We start from the raw sequence: 16,155 nt of genomic DNA, 5'->3' as shown, positions 1-16,155 counted from the left end.
TGGGAACGATCAAAAACGCGCCATGCCTGGCGCACTCAAAAAAAAGCCGCAACCTGAGTTGCGGCTTTGTTGTTTCAGCTAACCCTTAGTGGGCGAACAACGAATTACCCTTCTGCCCGGCCAGGCTCGAAGGCTTGATCAGGAACCGCGCCAGCGCTGGCAACAGCCACAACGCGCCGAACATATTCCACAGCAGCATGAAGGTCAGCATCAGGCCCATGTCGGCCTGGAACTTGATCGCCGAGAAGATCCAGGTGCAGACGCCGATGGCCAGGCACAAACCCGTGAACAGCACTGCTTTACCGGTGGATTTCAGGGTCTGGTAATAGGCTTCCTGCAGCGACAGACCGGCACGCAGGAAACTTTCGAGGCGACTGTAAATGTAGATGCCATAGTCGACACCGATCCCTACGCCCAGCGCCACCACCGGCAAGGTCGCGACTTTCACGCCGATACCCATGAAGGCCATCAGGGCGTTTCCGAGCACCGAGGTCAACACCAGCGGCAGCACAATGCACAAGGTTGCCGCCCAGGAACGGAAGGTAATCATGCACATGGTCGCCACGCAGGCGTAAACCAGGATCAGGATGGTCAGCTCCGACTCCTTGATCACTTCGTTGGTGGCTGCTTCGATCCCGGCGTTACCGGCCGCAAGGATAAACTCCAGGCCATCCTTGTTGTTCTCTTTGGCGAACGCCTGCACCGCCTGCACCGCGCGATCAAGGGTTGCGGCCTTGTGGTCGTTGAGGAACACCAGCACCGGCGCCAGCGAGCAACTGTTGTTGTACAGACCATCAGCTCGAGCGATGGAGTTGTTCAACACATCCGGGTTGCGCGACAGGGTTTCCCATTTCAGGTTGCCCTCGTTCATGCCCTTGATCATCTGTTTGGAGACAGTCACCAGGGAAATCGCCGACTGCACGCCCTCGGTGTTCTGCATCTTCCACATCAACTCATCGATCGGCGCCATGGCTGCATAACGCGAGCAGCCTTCCGGAGCAGTCTTGACCATCACCACCAGTACATCGGAGCTGGTGGAGTAGTTGCTGATGATGAAGTTGTTGTCCTTGTTGTAGCGCGAATCAGGACGCAGCTCCGGCGCACCTTGATCGAGGTCGCCGATCTTCAGGTTCTGGCTATACCAGAGACCGCCGCCGAAGGCCAGCAGGGCCAGGACGATCGACACCGGCGCAACTTTCGGGCTGGCAAAGTTCGACAACCCACGCCAGAACGGATGCTCACGCACTGCGTCTTTCTTGCTGCGTTCGACGGCGCGCCTGCTGATGCCGACATAGGAAATCGCTACCGGCAACAGGATCAGGTTGGTGAACACGATCACCGCCACGCCGATGGACGCGCCGATGGCCAGTTCGCGAATCACGCCGATATCGATGATCAGCAAGGTAATGAAGCCCACCGCATCCGCCAGAATCGCGATCATCCCTGGCAGGAACAATTGCCGGAAGGTACGTCGCGCCGCTGTCAGGGCGTTGTCGGCCTCACTGGATTGCAAGGCGATGCCGTTGATCTTTTGCACGCCGTGGGAAATACCGATGGCGAAAATCAGGAACGGCACCAGCATCGAATACGGGTCCAGCCCAAAACCGAAGGCGTGCATCAGCCCGAGTTGCCAGACCACCGCCACCAGCGTGGTACTCAACACAGCGATGGTGCTGCGCAGGCAGTTGGTGAACCAGTACAGCAACACCAGGGTGATGATGAAAGCGACGCCGAAGAACATCACCACCATGATCAGGCCATCAATCAGGTCGCCGACCTTCTTGGCGAAACCGACGATGTGGATCTTCACATTGGGGTTTTGCGCTTCGAACTTGTTGCGGATTTTCTCTTCGAGCTCGTGGGAGAATTTCTGGTAGTCCAGCGCGAGCAACTTGCCCTGGTCTTGCGGGTCCGGGTAGGACTCCAGCAACGGGATATCGACGATACTCGACTTGAAATCGTTGGCGACCAGCCGACCGACCTGACCAGACTTGAGCACGTTGTTACGCAGCAGATCGAGGCTGTCGGCCGAGCCGTTGTAGCTCTGCGGAATCACCTCACCACCGGCGAAACCTTCCTCGGTCACTTCGGTCCAGCGAACGCTGGGGCTCCACAGCGACTTGAGACCGGAACGGTCAACACCGGAGATGTAGAACACCTCGTCGTTGATCTGCCGCAAGGTCTCCATGTACGTCCTGGAGAAAATGTCGCCATCAGTGGCTTCCACCGAGATCCGCACGGTGTTGCCCAGGTTGGCCAGATCGTTGCGGTGCTCAAGCATCTTCTCGATGAAGGGGTGCTTGAGCGGAATCATTTTTTCGAAACTGGTGGACGGCCGGATCAGCGTCGCCTGCCAGAACAGGAAAACGCTGACCAGCAGGCAGATGACGATCACAGCCGGGCGGTTGTTGAAAATCAGACGCTCGAGAAACGTCGCCTTGTCCTGGTGATGACTGCTGATGGAAATCGTGTCTTGTTGATGACTGCTCATGGAAATCCCCCGCCTTCTTATTATTTGCCCAGCTCAGCGCCGGTTGGCGTGGTAGCGCGAACGCCGCCCTGTCCCACCAGAATCAAGTTGCCGTTGCCCGCCGCCGTGACCGCCGACAAGGAAATGCGGTCTGGTCGATTGAATACGCTAAAGGTCAATCCATCGTCGTTGCTGCGTACCACGCTGCCGCCGTTGCCGACGATGACCAGTGAACCGTCGTCGAACAACGTCGCACCGGACAGACCGAATTCGAGTGCACCGCGAGCAGCCTTCAGCTCAACCGGCTCCCAGGTACTGCCGAAATCAGTGGAGCGGAACAGGTTGCCGCGCAAACCATACGCCAGCAGTGTGCCGGACTGGCGGGTACCGATCACACCGAACAGCGAGCCGTGATACGGGCTTTCCAGGCGCTCCCAGGTTTGCCCCCAATCGGCGGAGCGGAACATGCTGCCCTGCTCGCCGACGATGAACAGACCGCAATCCTTAACCGCCGCGATGCCGTTGAGGTGGTACTGGTCTTCGTTGTTCAGGCGATCGCTGGCATCTTCCCAGCTCTTTCCGCCGTCGGTGGTCTCCAGCAGTGCGCCATAGGCGCCCACGGCAAAGCCGTTGCTGGCGTCCTTGAACCAGACATCGAGCAACGGCGCTTCACGTTTCAAGTCTTCGAATTGTTTGGTCCAGGTGGCGCCGCCGTCTTCACTGGCAAGAATCTGCGCGTCATGCCCGACTGCCCAGCCGTGCTTGTCATCGACAAAGAACACCGCCGTCAGCAGCTGCCGAGTCGGCACTTTGGCCTGGGTCCAGTTATTGCCCTGGTCATCGGAATAGAGAATGTGGCCGCGATCACCCACCGCCACCAGACGCGCACCGGCATGCACAACGCCAAGCATCAGGCCTTTGGCGGACTTTGCGGATTCAATCGAATAGACAGTACCGGCCGCCGCCGTGGCAGCAGCCTGGACAGGGGCCGACAGAGCGGCAACTCCCAACAGCGAGAGCGCTGTAGCCAGCAACGCGAATCTGCGTAACGCCGGCGGGCGGCAAAAAACCACACCCATGACAGGCTCACTCATAGACCTTTCCCCCATTATTATTGTTAGGTCATTCAACCTTTCAGGGCGCCGCTCAGGGCGTTTTTTCTGATTTGCCGTTTCGGATGGTTGTCCTGAAAGCTGCAATCTAGAGCCCCCTCTGAAGCTGACCTATCCTATCCAGCTTTGGAAAGGTCTGACAATCGACGCCACGTTATCTTTTGTTAACCCGGCGCTTTGGAGGAGTGCCTGAATGGCAAGACATTCGCTGTCATGATGAATAACGGCCGTGTTGCACGGCCCCTGTAGGAGCGAGGCATGCCCGCGATAGCGGCGGTGCGTTCACTGTTGATTTTGACCGGGTACATATCCGTTTCTGCGGTAACGGCTGCTGACGGTTTCGCCCTTACGGCGTGTCACTTTTTTTCAAACACGAACGCCAAAAAAGTAAGCAAACGCCGGGCTTTTGATCTTGATCTTGACCTTGATCTTGATCTACCCGCCCCTTCGGAAGGCCGAGCGGAGGCGTTCATCAGGGGGTGGGCGCGAAGCGCCGTTCGACGAAGTCGAACACATCGAGAGGAGGTCGAAGCGAAGCCGACCGGAGGCGATGCCCCCTGATGAATGCCGGAACGAGGGAACGCCGAGCCTTAGCGAGGTGCCGTACGCTCGGGGCAAGCCCTTTTGGGTCCTTTTGGGGCGTTTGCCAAAAGGGCCTCGCCGTAAGGGCGAAACCCTAAGTGGCCGTTACCGCAGGAATGGATATGTACACCAGCAAGAGCCAGGCTGGCTGTCAGGCCGCCATCGCGAGCAATCGAGCGTCGACCGGCTGCTCCCACAGGGGTCAGGCCAGGCTTTTGCTGACCACTTCAAAGACGTCGCTGGACAGCTCGCCCGAGGCACGAATGCGCTCCAGCTCCCCCTTCATCAACGCCTGGCGAGCAACATCGTACTTGCGCCAGCGAGTCAACGGCGCCAACTGCCGTGAAGCAATCTGCGGATTGAACCCATTAAGCTCAATCACCAAATCCGCCAGGAAACGATAGCCAGAACCATCCGCAGCATGGAAATTGATCAGGTTCTGCCCGGCAAACGCCCCGACCAACGCACGAACCTTGTTCGGGTTCTTGATGTTGAACGCAGGATGCTTCATCAGCTCCTTCACGCGTTGCAAGCCACCCGGCAAACCACTACCCGCCTGGACACTGAACCACTGATCCATGACCAACGGGTTGTCTTTGAAGTTTTCAGCGAAGGTCGCCAGGGCCTTGGCCTTCTCTTCAATGAATGGCGAGTTGACCAGTACCGCCAGCGCGGTCAGGCGCTCGGTCATGTTGTCGCAAGCATCGAACTGCTCGAGGGTCGCAGCCAGAACTTCCGGTTTGTCGCTGAGCATCAGGTACGACAGCGCGATGTTCTGCAGGCTGCGACGGGCGAAGTGCTCGGCCTCGGCGATGTAGGCAGTCTTTTTCGACAGCTCGCGATTGGCCTGATAGCGCTGCCACAAACCATCGAACAGGCTGTCAGCCAATTGCTTGCGAGCGAATTCGCGAGCGGCATGGATGGCATCCACCTCGGCCACTTCGCTGATTTCGGTGAGGTAGGCTTCACTTGGCAACGAAAGCATTTCCGCGACCATGGCCTGATCCAGCGTCTCGTCCGCCAGCACTGTGCGCAAAGCCTTGACCAGACGTTGATCCAGTACCAATGCAGTGCCTTGTTGATGCTGAGCAATCAGCTCCTGCAACACCTGCACCGACAATTGCTGGCCGGCTTCCCAGCGATTGAAGCCATCGCTGTCGTGTTGCATCAGGAACATCAACTGGTCGCGATCGTACGGGAAGCTCAGCTTCACCGGTGCCGAGAAGCCACGCAGCAAGGATGGCAATGGCTTTTCAGTGATGTCGACGAAAGTGAAGGTCTGCTCTGCTTCGGTCACCGACAGCACACGGGAGGTACCGTCAGCGGCGGCTTCACCGACCAGGCGTAGCGCAATGGCGCCACCCTTGGCATCCAGCAGACCGAGTTCGACCGGGATCACGAACGGCAGCTTTTCAACCTTGTCCGGGGTCGCCGGGTAGCTCTGGCGGAAGGTCAGGCTGTAGGTTTTCGCTGTGCTGTCAAAAGCCTCGCTGACGGTCAGACGCGGCGTACCCGCCTGGCTGTACCAGCGTTTGAACTGGGTCAGGTTGACGCCGTTGGCGTCTTCCATGGCTTTGATGAAATCGTCACAGGTCACAGCCTGGCCGTCATGGCGCTCGAAATACAGGTCGCTGCCTTTGCGGAAACCTTCGTCACCAAGCAAGGTGCGAATCATCCGCACCACTTCCGAGCCCTTTTCGTAGACCGTCAGGGTGTAGAAGTTGGAGATTTCGATAAAGCTTTCCGGGCGCACGGCGTGGGCCATGGGGCCGGCGTCTTCGGCGAATTGGTGAGTGCGCAGGTAGGCCACGTCCTCGATGCGCTTAACGGTGCGCGAGTTCATGTCGGCAGAGAATTCGGCATCGCGGAACACCGTGAAGCCTTCCTTGAGCGACAGCTGGAACCAGTCGCGGCAGGTCACGCGGTTGCCCGACCAGTTGTGGAAGTATTCGTGAGCGACCACCGCTTCAACGCGCTGGTGCGCAGCGTCGGTAGCGGTTTCGGCGCGAGCCAGCACGCAGCTGGAGTTGAAGATGTTGAGGCCCTTGTTCTCCATGGCCCCCATGTTGAAGTCGTTGACCGCAACGATCATGAAGATGTCCAGGTCGTACTCGCGGCCATAGACCTCTTCGTCCCAGCGCATGGACTTCTTCAGGCTGTTCATGGCGTGCTGGCATTTGTCGATGTTTTCCGGCTCGACATAAATACGCAGTGCAACGGAGCGTTCGGTCATGGTGGTGAAGGTATCTTCAACGCACCACAGGTCACCGGCCACCAGCGCGAACAGGTAAGCCGGTTTCATGAACGGGTCTTCCCAGGTCGCCCAGTGCCGACCGTCCTCTTGCGGGCCGCTGGCAATCGGATTGCCGTTGGACAGCAGTACCGGATAGCTGTGCTGTTCGGCGCTGACCGTCGTGGTGAACTTGCTCATCACGTCCGGGCGATCGAGGTAGTAAGTAATCTTGCGGAAACCTTCGGCTTCGCACTGGGTGCAGAACATGCCGCTGGATTTGTACAGCCCTTCCAGAGCGGTGTTGGTTTCCGGGTGGATCCTGACGCTGGTGTCGACGGTGAACGAAGCGCTCGCCGGATGCAGGGTCAGGTGATGCTCTGTCAACTGATAATCGGCGGCTGTCAGGTCGCGGTCAGCCAGTTTCACCGACAGCAGCTCCAGCTGCTGGCCATCGAGCACCAACGGCGGCAGGCCCGCAGCGCTGTCCAAAAGGCAGGCCGGGTTGCGGCGCATCACCAGTTGCGCATGGACCAGGGTGTGGTCCTCGAACAACTCGAAGGTCAGGTGCGTCTCGTCGATCAGGTACTCAGGCGCCTGATAGTCCTTCAGGTAGATCATCTTCGGTTGTTCGTTGCGCATGCTGGAGTCCTTCTACTGATGCACGGCGAGTTGATAAGCCGTGTACTTGCGAATATTGATAACGCCGGTGTCGAAAATCAGGTACTGCCCCTTGATCCCCATCAGCGTGCCTTCGGCAATCGGGTTCTTGTCCAGGTTGAAGCTGACGATCCTGGCCGGGTACTGCTCGACCGGATAGCGGATTTCAATCGGCTCGACATCGCCGATCACCTGGATAGCCTGCAGGCCGAAGCGCTCCTGCAAACCCAGCAGACCTTCGGCACAGCTGTCGAAAAGCTGCTCGCGAACCTGTTTGAGGTCCACCGCCTCGGCATCACCCTTGAGCAACGCACGCCAGTTGGTTTTGTCTGCCACCTGACTGCGAAACAGGTCTTCAACGAAACCCGATTGCTGACGGGTCGATACCCGCATGATCGGTAACGCCTGGCTGGCGCCCTGGTCGAGCCAGCGAGTCGGCAGCTGAGTCGCACGGGTGATTCCGACTTTGATCCCCGACGAATTGGCCAGATAGACCACGTGATCGGTCATGCAGAACTGCTCGCCCCAGGCCGGATCGCGACAGGTGCCAGCGTCGTAGTGGCAGCGCTCCGGACTCATGATGCAGATATCGCACTGGGCCAGCTTGGTCATGCACGGGTAGCAGTAGCCCTGGCTGAAACTGGTCTTGGTCTTGCGCCCGCAATGGGTGCAATGGATCGCCCCCAGGTACTCGAGGCGCACTGTGGTGCCGATCATTGGATTGACCGGCACCTCGGTATCGCCAAGACGAAAGGCGTATTGAACGGCCGACGCTTCGAGGCGCGCCGACATCTTGCTGATTGCACCGCGGCCAATCTCGATCAATGGATGGCATCCGACTTGAACAGGATGTTCGGTACTGGCGCCGACTTGGAGCTGCACTCCTGCGGGCCCATGTAACCGGTACGTTGTTCTTCCGGCAGATTCTGGATTTCCCAGGCAATCATGGCTTGCAGCGAAAGCGCTTTTTGCTCGTCCGTCAGCTTACCGCCGTCGGACCATTTGCCGATCTCTACCGCCAGTTTCAGGCTCTGGTAGATGTGGGGGGTGATGTTTTTGATCATTTCGTTAAAAGAGGACATCAGGTTCTCCGCGCTCTTTATTCAAATCGCAATTTTTTAGACGGCCAGTTTACGTCGGCTGAACAAGCCACCCAACAAACCGGTGACGCATCCGACGAGCAACCCGCCGATATGCGCCGCATTGGCAATTTCACCGAAACCGATCATCGAGATCAGTCCGGACATACACAGCAGCAGCCACACCAGCATCATCACCAGCACCCCACGGGGCAGGCGATAGGCCGGGTTCGGCGACAGTAATTGATAGATCCAGCAATGCCCCAGCAGGCCGTAAAGCACCCCGGACAGCCCGCCAAACAAGCTCGGACCGCTGAAATAATATTGAGCGTAATTGGACACCAGGCCGAACAATAGCGTCAGACCCAACAGGTTGATGCTGCCCTGGCGAATCTCGATACGCCGCCCCAGTTCCCAGTACCACATGCCGTTCATGGCCAGGTGGAGGATGCCGAAGTGGATCAGCATCGGTGTCACCAAGCGCCACCACTGCCCCGCTGCGAGGCTGTCGGCCAGTGGCGTGAACTGGATGTACTCACCCGCCACGCGGAACTCGAGGAAGGTCAGCCAGCGCAGGGTGCCGAGGTTTTCGCCGAGCATCGTCACGCCGCCAACGATCAGGCACAAAAGCAGGATCAGCGCGGTTACGGGGCTGTAGCGCAATTGCTCGACAAAGCCCGGCTGCATCGTGGCCTCGGCCACCGGGATGTCCAGCTGCTGATCGGGATCGCCGGCCGGGAAACGCTCGTACAGCGAACGAACGTCATCGCTGATGCTATCGGGTACCCACAGCACCTGCTCGCCGGCCTCTTCGCTGACCCTGTGCGGCACTTGCATGCGTTGCAGCAGTTTGACGAAACCACTCAGGTCGACCGCCAGCGGCAGGCGCAATACAGCGACGGCACTCATTGCATGACCTCTGGACGTTCGACATCGACCCAGACGAACTTGCGCGGATCGAGGCGGGTCTCCTGGTCCAGTCGATAAGCGACCAGTTTTCCGTAGAGCACCGCGCTGTAGTCCAGGCAGGCCAGATTCGGCCGGATAGGTGCCGGTTTTCCGCTGCGCCAGTAGTGGCCGACAAACAACAGTGGCTCGTCGATGCCATAGCGCAGCAAGGTGTCTTTCTGGGTAGCGGACAGCGGTGTCCGGGCCACTGGCTCGGGTAAGGCGTCGGGTTGGAACACAATGTCTCCGTAGGTTTGCGGGTCGTCTTCCCAGAACTTGGTACGGAAGAACGCCCGGGTCAGGCCGTCACCGCTGGTCATGGTCAAGCCGTGAGGCAGACGCATGTCGGTGCCGCGCAACAAACGATCGAACACCGTGCAGGCAAAACTGCCGGGCACAGCAGCGGCCTGGAGGAAGTGCTCGTCGATGCAGCCATCGGGATGCAGCGCCCGCAACGGCTCGATCAGCCCGGCATCCCAGCAGGCATGCACCACGCGAAAGCGCCCGGCGTCGACAAACAACGGCATCTTGTAGAACCACTTGAGGAAGTCATGCCAGTCCGCCGGGTGCTGAGCGAATTGGGTAAGGGTTTCGTTGATCAGCCGAGCATGGCGCGGCGTGTGTTCGCGCACGTATTGCTTGCCGCTTCCCGGAGGAGCCGGCGTACTCCAGCCCAGAGCGTTGAACTCATGGTTACCCATGATGCACAGCGCCTGACCGGCTTCGCTCATGTCGCGGACGATATGCAGTGCTTCCCGGATCCGCGGGCCACGGTCGATGACATCGCCAAGGAATACCGCCATTCGCGAGGAATGGCGCCAGACACCGCCCAGTCTTTGGTACCCGAGCCGGTCGAGCAAATGCTCAAGAGTATGAGCGCAACCGTGCACGTCACCGATCAGGTCGTAGCTACGCGCGGGATCGAGCATCAGTCGCCTCCACCACCCAACCGGCTGCCCCAACCGAGCTTGGTCCGGCACACTTCGTAGTAGTTGTGGTCCAGAGGATGGATCAGGCGCAGTTTTTGCGCCTTCTTGCTGATGGTGATGGTGTCGCCGGGCGCACAGGTGAAGTGATTCTGGCCGTCACAGGAGACTTGCGGGTATATCTGCATATCCTTGGACACAACGATTTTCAGCTCACTATTGCCATCGACCACAATTGGCCTTCCAGACAAGGTATGGGGGTACATGGGCACGATAACAATGGCATCGAGTTTGGGATGCATGATCGGCCCGCCTGCCGACAGCGCATAAGCGGTCGAACCGGTCGGCGTCGCGATGATCAGGCCGTCGGCCTTCTGGCTGCAGACGAACTGGCCGTCGATGTACAGCTCGAACTCGATCATCCGCGTCGACTTGCCGGGGTGCAGCACGACGTCGTTGAGCGCATCGCCCTGGCCGATGGCCTCGGCGTGGCGGCGGACTTCGGCTTGCAGCAGGAAGCGGTTTTCCACCAGGTAATGGCCGTCGAGCACCTCAGCGACCTTGACCTCCAGCTCGTCGGGGCGGATATCGGTCAGAAAGCCCAAGCTGCCACGGTTGATCCCCAGCACCGGCACGTTATGTCGCGCCAGAGCCCGGGCGGCGCCCAACAGGCTGCCGTCACCGCCGACGACGATCACCATGTCGCAGACTTCACCGAGCATTTTGCGTGAGGAAGTTTGCAGGCCGTGGCCCGGGAGGACTTCGGCGATGGTGTCCTCGAGGATCACATGCAGGTGCCGCTCGAGCAGAAACCTTTTCAGCCGGCGAACCGTGTCGAGTACCTGGGAACTGCCCAGGCGACCGATAATGCCGATATTACGAAATTGCTCCATGGGGTTCCTGCAAGGTTCTGGGACGGGCGAAAAAGTCGATTATGGGCGAAACCTGGCCACAGACAAAATCCTTTCCGGCACATAAACGACTATGCTCGCAGAATGATCCTGTTTCCCGGCTTACTCAACCTACCCCGCCAGTTGCGTCATCCCGAAGTGCGCGACCTGGCCTGGGTCATCCTCGCGCCGCCAATGCTCAGTGAAACGCCTTGGCCGCAGCGCCACCCTCTGGCGGGCAGCGATTGGGTGCAGGCCCCCGAACAACTGGTGCAGTGGCTCAAACAGCTGGATCGCGACAGCGGCCCCTTGCGGCACTGGCTGGCTCTGGGCCCGACCCGGCGCCTGGGCCTGTATTACGAACGCCTGTGGCAATTCGCCGTGCAGCACGCCCCCGGCGTCGAATTGATCGCCGCCAATTTACCGATCCGCCGTGAAGGCCACACCCTGGGCGAGCTGGACATGCTGCTGCGCGACCGCGATGGCGTGCATCATCTGGAACTGGCGATCAAACTCTACCTGGGACCGCAGCACGGTGACGGTCATGACACCGCGCAGTGGCTCGGCCCCGGTTGTCATGACCGACTGGACCGCAAACTGGCGCACCTCAGCCAGCATCAGTTACCGATCTCCGCCCGCCCCGAAAGCCGCGAAGCACTGGCGACACTCGACATCCTGCACTTCAGCGCGCAGTTGTGGCTGGGGGGCTATCTGCTTTATCCGTGGCCGGGCAAGGCTCAGCCACCGACCGGCGCCCACCCGCAGCATTTGAACGGCCGTTGGTTACACCAGCGTGACTGGCTGACATTTGTCGTTGAAAGGCCGCCGGGGCGCTGGCAACCCCTGCCCCGTCACGCCTGGCTGGCACCGGCGCATTACCCTGCCGATCAGACGTGGGACGCTGACCGACTGAATGCCTGGCTGGCCGATCTGGAACCACAGGCACCCGCACAGTTGCTGGTGCGTCTGACGGAAAACTCCGCGGGCGACTGGGAAGAAGCCGAGCGGCTGTTTCTGGTGGCGGATCTTTGGCCGAATGTGCCCGGGACGGGTTAAGCCTTTCAGCGTCTGGAAGGGCCTCTTCGCGAGCAAGCCTCGCTCCTACAGAGATCCGGATCAGCCCAGCATGGTGTGATCGACTCCAAACCCGTAGGAGCGAGGCTTGCCCGCGAAAGGAGCGACATGGTCTAAGGGATACCCATCGACAACCGCAGCGCCAGCGCCGCCAATGTCACCAGCAACACCGGCACCGTCAGCACAATCCCGACCTTGAAGTAATACCCCCAGCCAATCTGGATGTTCTTGCGCGCCAGTACGTGCAGCCAGAGCAAGGTCGCCAGACTGCCGATTGGCGTGATTTTCGGCCCCAGGTCACTGCCGATGACGTTGGCGTAGATCATCGCCTCCTTTACAACGCCCACAGCCTGGCTGGCGTCGATGGACAACGCGCCGATCAGCACCGTCGGCAGATTGTTCATGATCGAGGAGAGCAACGCCGTCAACAGACCGGTGCCCATGGCAGCGCCCCAGATACCATAACCGGCAAACCAGTCCAGCAGACCGGCCAGGTGCCCGGTCAGGCCGGCATTGCGCAGGCCATAGACCACCAGGTACATGCCCAGAGAGAAAATCACGATCTGCCACGGTGCGTCTTTCAGGACCTTGCGGGTTGAAATCTTGTGGCCGCGGGCAGCGATCGCCAGCAGCAAGGCCGCACAGACAGCCGAAATAGCACTGATGGGAATCCCCAGCGGTTCCAGGGCGAAGCACCCCACCAGCAAAATGATCAGCACCCACCAACCGGCGATAAAGGTCGCCTTGTCGTGAATCGCGTGCTCAGGCTGTTCAAGCTGTTCAGGGTCGTAATCGCGGGGAATGTCCCGACGAAAAAACCACATCAGCATACCTAGCGTCGCCGCCACGCTGACCAGGTTGACCGGCACCATCACCGCCGCGTAGTCGTTGAATCCGATCTTGAAGAAGTCCGCCGAAACGATGTTCACCAGGTTCGAGACCATCAACGGCAAGCTTGCGGTATCCGCAATGAACCCCGCGCCCATCACAAACGCCAGGGTCGCCATCGGAGAAAAGCGCAAAGCCAGCAGCATCGAGATTACGATCGGCGTGAGGATCAACGCCGCTCCGTCGTTAGCGAACAACGCCGAAACCAGCGCCCCCAGCAGCACCATGCAGGCGAACAACTTGCGCCCGCTGCCACGCCCCCAATGGGCGACGTGCAAGGCTGCCCAGGCAAAAAACCCGGCCTCATCCAGCAACAGACTGATGATGATCAACGCCACGAACGTTCCGGTGGCATTCCAGATGATCTGCCATACCAACGCAATATCGCTCAGATGTACCACGCCGCTGAGTAACGCCAGTACCGCACCGAATACCGCGCTCCAGCCAACACCAAGGCCTTTGGGCTGCCAGATCACCAAGGTCATGGTCAGCAGAAAAATCAATGACGCTATCAGCATGCAAAGCAGCCTTCGAAAGGGGTAGAAAATGTCGTTTGATGAGGGCAGCAGCGGACGAGGCGAGGGATTTTAAGATATCGACAGGGTTGGGAGTGTATAGGTGTCCAGCTTTTTGCAGGAGCAGCCAGTTGACGCTCGATTGGTCCGGGCGGCGTTCCGACGATGGCGATCTCAAGGACGCCATCGCCGGCAAGCCGTGTTCCTATAGATGATCCATGCGTGACAGCGTGATTCAGACCTTCTTATGCTGCTCGACCCAATCCCCGTAGGCATCGATAAATTTCTGCAATAACGGCCGGATAGCCTCTGAAGGCTTGCCCGCTTCGTCGAATGCAGAGCCTGCATGACTCAGATAGGCTTCGGGTTGCTGCATGCACGGCACGTTGAGGAACACCATAGACTGGCGCAGGTGGTGATTGGCGCCAAATCCACCGATAGCCCCCGGCGAAGCGCTGATCACGGCGCCCGGCTTGCCGTTCCAGGCACTTTTGCCATAAGGACGGGAACCGACGTCAATCGCATTCTTCAATACACCCGGCACGGAGCGGTTGTATTCCGGGGTTACGAACAACACTGCGTCGGATGAACTCACCTGTTGCCGGAAAGTGCTGTAGGCTGCCGGCGGTGACGCGTCAATGTCTTCGTTGTAGAGCGGCAGATCACCAATCTCGATGATGTTCAGTTTGAGATTGGCGGGTGCCAGGTCTGCCAATGCCAGCGCGACCTTCCGGTTGATCGACTGTTTTCTCAAGCTGCCGACCAGAACTGCAATCGTATAGACGTTGCTCATTGAGGATTCTCGACTAACTGGCTATAGGAGCCTGTAGTTATAGATGATCCAGGGGGCATGACAACCAATCTGGTTCGAGGATTCGGCCCTCACGACTATTTTTTTCCTGCAGGAAAACTTACCCCGCCCAACTACGGTCTACAGAGCCGCAAATTGAGTGATTTATCTCCAGAGGTTCTAAGCAGATGGCAGCAGTACTCGTCGGACAATTCCATGCAAGAGACGCGCAAGGCCGTGTCTATTCAGTGCATGAGTTCCAGGAATCCACCCCCTCGCAAGACAGCCTGACTGGCTCGCAGCCTGTTACCACCTATCGCCTGGCCATTGGTGACCGGGTCAACAAACTGGATGACAACCAATTCATGCTGGTTCAAACAGGCGTTACCATCGTTCGTGAGCCCCAAACAACGATCTCCTCATAACATGCGGTCATGAGCAGAAGTCATATGCGCGGACTTGGGTTAGGATTCAGTCACTGAATCCCTCACCTGCTGGACATGGACTTCAAGCATGCGTTTACGTCATATCGAAGTGATCCAGGCGCTCCTGCAAACCAGTCATCTGGGCACTGCTGCCGAGTTGCTGCAATTGCCGGTGGCCGAGGTCGAAGCGATCCTGCGTGATACCGAAGACCAGCTGGGCTTCATGCTGTTTGCCAGTGTGCGCGGGCGGCTGCAAGCCACTCGCGAAGCACGTGAGCTGCAAGTCGGGATCACCCGCGTGTATGAAGCGCTTGAGCCCGTGCAGCGACTGGCCAGTAGCCTGAAGCAGTATCAGGCGCCTCCTTTGCGGATCATCTGCACACCAGCGCTTGCGCAGCAATTATTGCCGCAGAGTGTCGCAGCGCTGCGCCGAAGATTTCCCGATGCACCTTGTAGCCTTTCCAGCCAACCGACCCGCGACATCGTCAAAAGCCTGTTATTACGGGAAAGCGTTCTGGGTTTTAGCCTGTACGACCCCGACCACGGCGACATCCATTGCGAGGTTGTTGCTCAAGGCAAACTGCAACTGCTGGCCCCCCATGGCTGGCTGCAACCCAAGCAGAAGTACATCTCCCTACAGGACCTGGCGGGCCAGTCAATGGTCGGCCTGGAAGGGCATGAGCCGCTTAGCGTGATGTTCGACAACAAGCTGCAAGCCTTGCGCCCGGCACCGGTGATTCAGACTAGGGTACAGACCTACCAAATGATGCGCAGCATGGTCGAGGCCGGGGAAGGCCTGGCCATCGTCGATCCGTTTACCGCCATTGGCGCGCGAGCCGGCGGTCTTGACGTGTGCCCACTGTCACCACCCGTGCCGATCACGCTCTACTCCCTCGCGCTCAAGAACAACACGCCCTCGCCCGCCTTGCAGGCACTGCTGGAAATTGTCACGGAAAAAGCCGAGGCGATGCTGGCAGGTTGATCGTCGGCTTATCCTGCGGATCTTCAAACAAGCGATACCAGAAAATCGCCACCTCGCAGGTTTGCGGATCGATCCCGCGATAGCGCAGATGATCGATCCCACCGACTACGTAACCGCAGCGCTCGTACAGCCGACAGGCCCCCAGATTATTGTTCTGGGTTTCCAGCATGATGCCCGGCAATTTCTTCTTGCGGCTCCAGAACTGCGCGACATCCAGTAAAGCCTTGGCCACACCGTGTCGACGCGCGGGTGCATGCACCGCCAGCTCATCGATATGGGCAAAGCCATTCCAGTTGGTGCTGACCACGACATGCCCCACCGGAAGATCATCGAGATAGGCCATGAAAATTGCGCTGTCGACCGCGTCGCGGTAACTGCTGAACTCCTGCGGATCAATGCCATAACACTTGCGATAAGAGGTGACCTGCTCCAGCGGCCATTGATCGACACTTTTGTCGATTTGCGCCGAAGCATAAACACTCACGTCAAAACTGAAGTCGCTGCCCCAGACGTAGGTCGCGAAACCCTCATCGGCAACGCGCACGGACAAGCCTGGGTGCTTGGGATTGATGACAGGCCGCATG

General features: G+C 59.0%; 14 protein-coding genes. 3 read left to right on the top strand and 11 right to left on the bottom strand.

What is annotated here, in order from left to right:
* Positions 1 to 85 precede the first annotated feature (85 nt).
* From AC07UI_RS05160 to AC07UI_RS05125, 8 genes are all read right to left on the bottom strand, one after another.
* Positions 86 to 2,491, bottom strand: coding sequence for an efflux RND transporter permease subunit (locus AC07UI_RS05160; protein WP_494991468.1), 2,406 nt, complete (start codon positions 2,489 to 2,491; stop codon positions 86 to 88).
* A gap of 20 nt (positions 2,492 to 2,511) precedes the next feature.
* The gene (locus AC07UI_RS05155) at positions 2,512 to 3,564 is read right to left on the bottom strand and encodes a WD40/YVTN/BNR-like repeat-containing protein (RefSeq protein WP_494991467.1); all 1,053 of its coding nucleotides are present in this window, start codon (positions 3,562 to 3,564) and stop codon (positions 2,512 to 2,514) included.
* An 802-nt stretch (positions 3,565 to 4,366) separates the two neighbouring features.
* Complete coding sequence (gene pepN, locus AC07UI_RS05150; protein WP_494991466.1) at positions 4,367 to 7,036, bottom strand: aminopeptidase N; 2,670 nt, start codon at positions 7,034 to 7,036, stop codon at positions 4,367 to 4,369.
* Between the two features lie 12 nt (positions 7,037 to 7,048).
* Positions 7,049 to 7,879, bottom strand: a complete 831-nt coding sequence (locus tag AC07UI_RS05145) for a DUF2797 domain-containing protein (RefSeq protein WP_494991465.1) — start codon at positions 7,877 to 7,879, stop codon at positions 7,049 to 7,051.
* Complete coding sequence (locus AC07UI_RS05140) at positions 7,876 to 8,136, bottom strand: YeaC family protein (protein ID WP_494991464.1); 261 nt, start codon at positions 8,134 to 8,136, stop codon at positions 7,876 to 7,878. The genes AC07UI_RS05145 and AC07UI_RS05140 overlap by 4 nt, the downstream gene beginning before the upstream one ends.
* A 36-nt stretch (positions 8,137 to 8,172) precedes the next feature.
* On the bottom strand, positions 8,173 to 9,042 hold the full coding sequence (locus AC07UI_RS05135; protein ID WP_494991463.1) for a rhomboid family intramembrane serine protease: 870 nt from the start codon (positions 9,040 to 9,042) through the stop codon (positions 8,173 to 8,175).
* Positions 9,039 to 10,010 (bottom strand): metallophosphoesterase, encoded by a 972-nt coding sequence (locus AC07UI_RS05130; RefSeq protein ID WP_494991462.1) that lies wholly within the window; start codon positions 10,008 to 10,010, stop codon positions 9,039 to 9,041. The genes AC07UI_RS05135 and AC07UI_RS05130 overlap by 4 nt, the downstream gene beginning before the upstream one ends.
* Positions 10,010 to 10,900, bottom strand: coding sequence for an NAD(+) kinase (locus tag AC07UI_RS05125; protein ID WP_419115794.1), 891 nt, complete (start codon positions 10,898 to 10,900; stop codon positions 10,010 to 10,012). Before AC07UI_RS05125 ends, AC07UI_RS05130 begins: the two co-directional genes overlap by 1 nt.
* Here AC07UI_RS05125 and AC07UI_RS05120 point away from each other — a divergent pair.
* Entirely contained in the window at positions 10,892 to 11,953 is a 1,062-nt protein-coding gene (locus AC07UI_RS05120; RefSeq protein WP_494991461.1) for a DUF1853 family protein, read from the top strand. The two genes, AC07UI_RS05125 and AC07UI_RS05120, sit on opposite strands and share 9 nt — an antisense overlap.
* Positions 11,954 to 12,084: 131 nt before the next feature.
* On the opposite strand, the gene AC07UI_RS05115 is transcribed toward AC07UI_RS05120, so the two are convergent.
* Positions 12,085 to 13,377: an arsenic transporter gene (locus tag AC07UI_RS05115; protein ID WP_494991460.1), complete on the bottom strand. Its 1,293-nt coding sequence runs from the start codon at positions 13,375 to 13,377 to the stop codon at positions 12,085 to 12,087.
* A 232-nt stretch (positions 13,378 to 13,609) separates the two neighbouring features.
* Complete coding sequence (locus AC07UI_RS05110) at positions 13,610 to 14,167, bottom strand: NADPH-dependent FMN reductase (RefSeq protein ID WP_494991459.1); 558 nt, start codon at positions 14,165 to 14,167, stop codon at positions 13,610 to 13,612.
* Positions 14,168 to 14,352: 185 nt separating this feature from the next.
* Between AC07UI_RS05110 and AC07UI_RS05105 the strand changes: the two genes are divergently transcribed.
* Complete coding sequence (locus tag AC07UI_RS05105; protein WP_494991458.1) at positions 14,353 to 14,589, top strand: hypothetical protein; 237 nt, start codon at positions 14,353 to 14,355, stop codon at positions 14,587 to 14,589.
* Between the two features lie 88 nt (positions 14,590 to 14,677).
* A complete protein-coding gene (locus AC07UI_RS05100; protein WP_494991457.1) occupies positions 14,678 to 15,571 on the top strand; it encodes a LysR substrate-binding domain-containing protein in 894 nt (297 codons plus the stop codon).
* On the opposite strand, the gene AC07UI_RS05095 is transcribed toward AC07UI_RS05100, so the two are convergent.
* Positions 15,537 to 16,154 (bottom strand): GNAT family N-acetyltransferase, encoded by a 618-nt coding sequence (locus AC07UI_RS05095; RefSeq protein WP_494991456.1) that lies wholly within the window; start codon positions 16,152 to 16,154, stop codon positions 15,537 to 15,539. The genes AC07UI_RS05100 and AC07UI_RS05095 overlap by 35 nt on opposite strands.
* Between the last annotated feature and the right edge of the window lies 1 nt (position 16,155).

Source organism: Pseudomonas sp. GW821-FHT04C07 (assembly GCF_059420325.1).
This window is presented reverse-complemented; position numbering and strand designations above follow the sequence as displayed.

What these genes read in the sequence shown, in the direction of transcription:
- AC07UI_RS05160 (WP_494991468.1), bottom strand. Translation starts at nt 2,491, where the DNA reads ATGAGCAGTCATCAACAAGACACGATTTCCATCAGCAGTCATCACCAG.
- AC07UI_RS05155 (WP_494991467.1), bottom strand. Translation starts at nt 3,564, where the DNA reads ATGAGTGAGCCTGTCATGGGTGTGGTTTTTTGCCGCCCGCCGGCGTTA.
- AC07UI_RS05095 (WP_494991456.1), bottom strand. Translation starts at nt 16,154, where the DNA reads ATGCGGCCTGTCATCAATCCCAAGCACCCAGGCTTGTCCGTGCGCGTT.
- AC07UI_RS05115 (WP_494991460.1), bottom strand. Translation starts at nt 13,377, where the DNA reads ATGCTGATAGCGTCATTGATTTTTCTGCTGACCATGACCTTGGTGATC.
- AC07UI_RS05135 (WP_494991463.1), bottom strand. Translation starts at nt 9,042, where the DNA reads ATGAGTGCCGTCGCTGTATTGCGCCTGCCGCTGGCGGTCGACCTGAGT.
- AC07UI_RS05100 (WP_494991457.1), top strand. Translation starts at nt 14,678, where the DNA reads ATGCGTTTACGTCATATCGAAGTGATCCAGGCGCTCCTGCAAACCAGT.
- AC07UI_RS05125 (WP_419115794.1), bottom strand. Translation starts at nt 10,900, where the DNA reads ATGGAGCAATTTCGTAATATCGGCATTATCGGTCGCCTGGGCAGTTCC.
- pepN (WP_494991466.1), bottom strand. Translation starts at nt 7,036, where the DNA reads ATGCGCAACGAACAACCGAAGATGATCTACCTGAAGGACTATCAGGCG.
- AC07UI_RS05105 (WP_494991458.1), top strand. Translation starts at nt 14,353, where the DNA reads ATGGCAGCAGTACTCGTCGGACAATTCCATGCAAGAGACGCGCAAGGC.
- AC07UI_RS05110 (WP_494991459.1), bottom strand. Translation starts at nt 14,167, where the DNA reads ATGAGCAACGTCTATACGATTGCAGTTCTGGTCGGCAGCTTGAGAAAA.
- AC07UI_RS05130 (WP_494991462.1), bottom strand. Translation starts at nt 10,010, where the DNA reads ATGCTCGATCCCGCGCGTAGCTACGACCTGATCGGTGACGTGCACGGT.
- AC07UI_RS05140 (WP_494991464.1), bottom strand. Translation starts at nt 8,136, where the DNA reads ATGTCCTCTTTTAACGAAATGATCAAAAACATCACCCCCCACATCTAC.